Below are 7059 nucleotides of genomic sequence, written 5' to 3' on the forward strand. Positions count from 1 at the left end.
CCCGAAGCCGGCATCCCCTCGCCCCGCCGTCCCCATGGTCACGCTGATCGTGGCCGGCGTGGTGGGCGTGCTGCTCATTGGGGCGGTGCTCGTTTATTTTCTGCGTCCGTCCGGCGGTCCCGCCTCCACAGCGGGGGACGGGGACAGCTCACAGCCGTCCCTCTTTTCGGCCAGCCAGTCCCCGGTAAACGCCCCGGAGAGTACCGCGCCCCAGGACCAGGCGGACGCCCCCACACCCAGCCCTTCGTCGGCGCCTTCCGCCAGCGAGTACCGCTCCCTCCGCTACACCGGCACACAGCCCGGCGTGCTGGGCGTGGAGCAGTCCGACACGGCGGGCTATCGGGTGCTCCTATCGGTGTCCACGGCGGACAGCTCCCTGACCTTTGCGGTGAAAGTCAGCTTTGACGGGGTCATTACCTCGGTGGAAAAGGTGGGCCTCAGCGACGCCTGGGTATCCGATCCCACTTGGCTGTCCCAGTTCCGCGGCGCGTCCGATCTGGTGGCCCTCACCTCCGACGGCGGCGCCATCGACCCCATGGGGGACAGCGCCTCGGCCCAGGCGGTGTGCGACGGGGTGAACCACGCCCTGCTGGCGTTGGACGAGCTGGGGCTCATCACCGTCAGCCAGCCCCAGACCACCCACCGCTATGAAATCGTGGTGGCCGACGTGACCTGGTGGGAGGCCTACCAGAGCTGTCTGGAGCAAGGGGGGCATCTGGCCACCATCACCAGCCAGGAGGAGTACGACCGCGTCGTCGCCCTGGCCGACCAGGCCGTGGCCAGCGGTCAGGAGCATCTGACCTACCTGTGGATTGGCGGCAAGCTGTACAGCGAAAACGACCTGTGGGGCTACCGCAGCTGGATCACCGGCGAGGACTGGACCTTCGACTGCTGGTATCCCGGCGAGCCCAGCTACCTGGACAACGACAGCACCCTGGAGGAGTACCTGTGCCTCTGGCACGCCAAGTACCAGGGGGAGGAGATCGGCTGGACCTTCAACGACCAGCGCAACGACATCATTGCCGTCCTCCCCACCGCCGCCGGCAAGGTGGGCTATATTTGCGAATATGACGGCTGAGCACCGGCTTTGTACGTCCGCTAAACCGCCGCAGTCTTTGACTGCGGCGGTTTTTTGGGCTTTTTTTGCACAATTTTCCACAAAACCGCCGCTTCCCGCCCGGCCCCGTCAGTTCATTTTTAATAAGAATACTTTGTTGACAGAATTATTTGGTGGTGGTATACTTACCGCAGCAACAGGGGGCGCGGCAGCTGGTCCCACCTGAATACTGGATTTTTCTTGAAAGGCAGGTAACCGAACATGATCGATTTTAACCTGGACTCCGAGCACAAAGAATTGCAGGAGATGTACCGTAAGTTTGCCGAGGAGCGGGTCAAGCCCCTGGCCCACGAGATGGACGAGCAGGAGAAGATGAACCTGGAGATGCTCAAGGAGATGCAGGAGTGCGGCTTCTTCGGCATTCCCTTCCCCGAGGCCTACGGCGGCGCCGGCGGCGATGTGCTGTCCTATGTGCTGTGCATGGAGGAAATCTCCAAGGCGGACGCCAGCACCGGCGTGACCCTGTCGGTCCATACCTCTCTGTGCGCCTCCACCATCCAGGAGTTTGGCACCGAGGAGCAAAAGCAGAAGTGGCTCCGTCCCCTGGCCGACGGCTCCAAGATCGGCTGCTTCGGCCTGACCGAGCCCAACGCCGGCTCTGACGTGGCCGGCGCCCGCACCACCGCCGTCAAGGACGGGGACGAGTACGTCATCAACGGTGAGAAGATCTTTACCACCAACTCCGGCTTTGCCGATACCTTCCTGGTCTTTGCCCTCACCGACAAGTCGGTGCCCGCCCACAAGGGCATGTCCGCCTTCCTGGTGGACCGGAATACCCCGGGCATCACCGTCACCCCCGACATCCCCCGTATGGGCATCCGCGCCGCCTCCAACGCCGCCGTGGTGTATGAGGACGTCCGCGTGCCCGCCGAGAACCTGCTGGGCGGCGTGGAAGGCAAGGGCTTTAAGATCGCCATGAAGGCCCTGGACGGCGGCCGGATCGGCATTGCCGCCCAGGCCGTGGGTATTGCCCAGGGCGCTTTGAACGAGGCCATCAAGTACGACAAGGAGCGTATGCAGTTCGGTAAAACCATCGCCTCCTTCCAGAACACCCAGTTCAAGATGGCCGACCTCCAGACCAAGATCGACGCCGCCCGTCTCATGACCTGGCGCGCCGCCGTGGCCAAGGATCGCGGCGAGGCCTACAACGTCTATGCCGCCATGGCCAAGCTGATGGCCTCCGACGTGGCCAACCAGGTCACCCGTGACTGCGTGCAGTTCCTGGGCGGCTATGGCTTTGCCCGTGAGTATGCCGTGGAGCGCATGATGCGCGACGCCAAGATCACCGAGATCTACGAGGGCACCAGCGAGGTCATGAAGATGGTCATCGCCGGTTCTCTGAACCTGAAGTAAGCACCGGTCTGCCCAGGGGAGCAGACCCGCCATAACCAGCCATTTTTTTCCTTTTCCGTTTTTTATATTCCGTGAAGGGAGGGCGCACCGCAGCAAAGGGGATGCATGCGGTGCGCCCTTTTTTCCCTGGTGCATATTTCGAGCAAGTTTGACAAGAATTTGACAAGAAATTATGTTGTTCTAAAATAGTTTTGTTGCAAAAGTAATTGTACACGCAAGAAAAAGTGACTAATTCAATCTGCGACTTCAAAAAACTTTGTGGTTAAAAGAACCAAAAAATTGTTGACGCAGGGGAAAAAAAGCATTATCCTTAGTCTCGTCAAAAATATGTCAAAGTAACCGCCGGAGAGCGGCCGCGCCGGCGGGTTACCAAAACACGTCTGAATACGTCTGATTTTTTGGGAGGTCATCTGTATGAACAACCTGCTTTTGGAAGTGGAAAACGGCATCGCCCTGCTGACCATCAACCGTCCCAAGGCCCTCAACGCCCTCAACAGCGAGACCCTGGCCGAGCTGAACGCCTGCCTGGCCGAGCTGGAGAACAACGAAGCGGTCAAGGTGGTCATCCTCACCGGTTCCGGCGCCAAGTCCTTTGTGGCGGGCGCTGACATCTCCGAAATGGTCAACGCCACCCCCGCGGAAGGCCGCAAGATGGGTCTGCTGGCCCGGGAGGCCTTTGGCCGTCTGGAGAATATGCCCCAGGTGACCATCGCCGCGGTCAACGGCTTCGCCCTGGGCGGCGGCTGCGAGATCTCCATGGCCTGCGACATCCGCGTGGCCTCTGAAAACGCCAAGTTTGGCCAGCCCGAATGCGGCCTGGGCATCCTGCCCGGCTTTGGCGGCACCCAGCGTCTGGCCCGCCTGGTGGGCAAGGGCCGCGCCAAGGAGCTCATCTTTACCTGCGACATGATCTCCGCCGAGGAAGCCTACCGCATCGGCCTGGCCAACCACGTGGTGCCCCAGGAGGAGCTCATCGGCTACTGCAAGGCCATGGCCGGCCGCATCATGAAGAACGGCCCCTTCGCCGTGACTCTGGCCAAGCAGGCCATCAACACCGGCATGGACACCGATCTGGACAGCGGCCTGAAGCTGGAGGCCAATCTCTTCGGTCTGTCCTTCTCCACCGCCGACAAGAAGGAAGGCATGACCGCTTTCCTGGAGAAGCGCAAGGAGAAGCACTTCATCGGCAAGTAAGCCAGCGGAGTCGTCCGGCGGGCGGCAGCTCATTTGGAACGAAGGGGAGAAAATTTTATGTCTAAGAAACCGGTCATCACCGCGGCGGAGGCTGCCGCCTGGGTGCAGGACGGCATGACCATCACCACCAGCGGTTTTGTGGCAAGCTGTATGCCGGAGGCCCTGACCAAAGCGCTGGAACAGCGCTTCGTGGAAACGGGCGCTCCCAAGGCCCTGACACTGTTCTACGCGGCGGCTCAGGGGAACCGTGACGGAAGCGGCGCCGATCACTTCGCCCATGAGGGCATGACCAAGCGGGTCATCGGCGGCCACTGGAACATGGTCCCGGAACTGGGTAAGCTGGTCATGGAGAACAAGATCGAGGCCTACAACCTGCCCCAGGGCACCCTGTCTCAGCTCTACCGCGACATCGCGGGGCACCGGCTGGGCACCCTCACCCATGTGGGACTCAACACCTTCGCCGATCCCCGGGTGGAGGGCGGCAAGCTCAACGCCATTACCACCGAGGACATCGTGGAGGTGGTGGAGGTCTGCGGCCAGGAGCGGCTGCTCTACAAGGCCCAGCACTTCGACATCGGCTTTATCCGCGGCACCTACGCCGACGAAAACGGCAACGTGACCCTGGAACACGAGGTCGCCTCCCTGGAGGCCACCTCTATCGCTCAGGCCGTCAAGAACTGCGGCGGCAAGGTGGTGGTCCAGGTGGAAAAAGTGGTGGCCGACGGCGCCCTGGATCCCAAGCTGGTCAAGATCCCCGGCATCTACGTGGACGCCATCGTGGTCTGCGAAAACAAGGAGGACCACGCCCAGTGCGTGGGCTGCGCGTATGACGGCTCCATGAGCGGCGAATTCCGGGTGCCGCTGAGCAGCCTGGAGTATCCGCCTCTCTCGGCCAAGAAGATCATCGGCCGCCGGGCGGCTCTGGAGCTCCAGCCAGACAAGGTGGTCAATCTGGGCATCGGCATCCCCGAGTACATCTCCATGGTGGCCAACGAGGAAGGCATCGGCGACTACATGACCCTCACCGTGGAGGCCGGACCGGTGGGCGGCGTCCCCCAGGGCGGTCCCAAGTTCGGCGGCTCGGTCAACGTGGAGGCCATCCTGGACCAGCCCTATCAGTTCGATTTCTATGACGGCGGCGGCGTGGATCTGGCCTTCCTGGGTCTGGCCCAGGCCGACCGGAAGGGCAACATCAACGTGTCCAAGTTCGGTCCCCGCATCGCCGGCTGCGGCGGCTTCATCAACATCACCCAGAACGCCAAGCGGGTGTATTTCTGCGGCACCTTTACCGCCGGCGGCCTGAAAACCGCGGTGCAGGACGGTAAGCTGGTCATCCTCCAGGAGGGCCGCGAGAAAAAGCTCATCGACACCGTGGAGCAGATCACCTTCTCCGGCGACTACGCCGTCAAAACCGGCCAGCCCGTCATGTACATCACCGAGCGCGCCGTTTTCGAGCTGCGTGCCGACGGCGTCTATCTCACCGAGATCGCCCCCGGCATCGACCTCCAGACCCAGGTGCTGGATCTCATGGGCTTCACCCCCAAGATGGACGGCGCCCCCAAGCTGATGGACGCGCGCATCTTCTCCGACGCGCTGATGGGACTTAAATAAACAACCTTGCTCTCCCGCGGGGCCCGCGCTGTTGAGCACGGGCCCCCTTTTTTCGTCCAAATGATTTCCTTTTTATTCCATTTCCCTTTTTTGAGCGACTGTAAGTGAGGAGGAACTCCCCTTGATTGGTATTCTTGTACTATTGATCGCCCTGATTCTCTTCGGCCTTCTGGCCTTTAAGCAGGTCAGCGCGCTGATTCTGGCGCCGCTGGTCACCGTCTTTGTGCTGGTATGCACCTCTCTGCTGGAAGGACAGCCCCTGGACATTCTGGGCGGCCTGCTGGACGAGTTTATGCCGGCGGCGGCCCAGTACGTCTCCGACTACTTCATGGTGTTTTTTATGGGCGCTCTGTTCGGCGCGGTGTATCAGTTCACCGGCGCGGCCAAGTCCATCGCCCGCACCCTGTCCGGCGCCTGCCACGGCAAGTTCGTGGCCCCCATCATCATGTGCATCACCGGCATCCTGACCTACGGCGGCATCAGCGGCTTTGTGGTCTTTTTCGTGGTATACCCCATCGCTCTCCAGATGTTCCGCAACGCCAACCTGACCCGGCGGCTCATCCCCGCGGCCATCTCCGCCGGCTGCTGGACCTGGTCCATGTACGGCCCCGGCTCTCCCTCCATCCAGAACGTCATCCCCACCCGGGTGCTGGGCACCACCGCTTTCGCGGCCTTCGGTCCCTCCCTGGTGGCCACCATCGCCTCCTTCGTCATGATCTTCGTCTGGCTGGAGTACCGTTCCCGCTCCTTCACCAAGCGGGGCTTCTTCTTTGACGATCCCCGTCTGAAAAACCAGCTGACCGAGGAAGAGCTCCAGGCCTCCGACGATGAGGCGCTGCCCAATCCGGTCATCGCCTTTATTCCCATTCTCCTCATCCTGGTGCTCTACAACGCCCCCATCTTCCCCCAGGCGGACGGCACGCGGGCCGGCCTGCCGGTGGAGGCGGCGGTCTTTGTGGGCGTGGTCGTAGCCACTCTGTTCATGTTCCGCTGGGTCAAGGGCGGCGTGAGCCAGTGGGTGCAGGTGTTCAACAAGGGCGCCGCGGACTCCGGCGTGTCCATCCTGAACACCGCCATCGTGGTGGGCTTCGGCGGCGTGGTGCAGAACACCCAGGCCTTCTCCGACCTGGTGGAGGGCCTCAAGACCCTTGAGATGAACCCCCTGGTATTCGTGATGATTACCGTGGCCGTCTGTGCCGGCGCCTGCGGCTCCGCTTCCGGCGGCATGAGCGTGGCCTTCAACGCCCTGAAGGACACCTACATCTCCCTGGGCGCCAGCCTGGAGGACGTCCACCGCATCGGCGCCATTGCCGCCGGCACCCTGGACACTCTGCCCCATCAGGGCGCTCAGATCACCCTGCTCAATATCTGCAAGCTGACCCACAAGGAAGCTTACTTCGACATCGCCATTACCCAGATCCTCATTCCCTTCATCACCTGCGGCATTTTCATCGTCCTGGCTACTTTGCTGGGCGTATGATCCCCTGCCGTTTGTGAAAGCCATCCTCTATCTCTCCATTGCGCAGCGGCCCGCCGGTCTCCGGCGGGCTGCTGTGCGTTTTTCAGAAAAAAGCGCCGCGGACCGTGGGTCCGCAGCGCTTCAGTTTAAAATGCAAGTATCCTGCGGGAAAGGCGCAAATTTCCGCAATGTCGTTTTTTCATTTCCCGTGGGGAGCGGCCCTGCGCGGGCGGCGCCAGGCCCCGCAGCGTTAAAAAATGTGCCGGTGGCACATTTTTAGCGGAGGCCGAGCGGCTATGCCGCGAGGAGGGAAGCAAAGGCAACG

General features: G+C 61.9%; 5 protein-coding genes. All 5 read left to right on the forward strand.

Going from position 1 to position 7059, the window contains the following annotated elements:
- Window positions 1-1078, forward strand: a 1078-nt coding sequence (locus tag H7U37_RS13945; RefSeq protein ID WP_204876642.1) for a C-type lectin domain-containing protein, incomplete at its 5' end; no start/stop codon positions are given.
- 243 nt (window positions 1079-1321) lie between these two features.
- Entirely contained in the window at window positions 1322-2470 is a 1149-nt protein-coding gene (locus H7U37_RS13950; protein WP_338049843.1) for an acyl-CoA dehydrogenase, read from the forward strand.
- A gap of 414 nt (window positions 2471-2884) precedes the next feature.
- Entirely contained in the window at window positions 2885-3664 is a 780-nt protein-coding gene (locus H7U37_RS13955) for an enoyl-CoA hydratase-related protein (RefSeq protein WP_204876645.1), read from the forward strand.
- Window positions 3665-3721: 57 nt separating this feature from the next.
- Entirely contained in the window at window positions 3722-5275 is a 1554-nt protein-coding gene (locus H7U37_RS13960) for an acyl CoA:acetate/3-ketoacid CoA transferase (protein WP_204876646.1), read from the forward strand.
- Window positions 5276-5396: 121 nt separating this feature from the next.
- On the forward strand, window positions 5397-6755 hold the full coding sequence (locus tag H7U37_RS13965) for a GntP family permease (protein ID WP_207752026.1): 1359 nt from the start codon (window positions 5397-5399) through the stop codon (window positions 6753-6755).
- Window positions 6756-7059 lie beyond the last annotated feature (304 nt).

This window comes from Pseudoflavonifractor phocaeensis (assembly GCF_016901735.1).
Lineage (GTDB): Bacteria > Bacillota > Clostridia > Oscillospirales > Oscillospiraceae > Pseudoflavonifractor_A.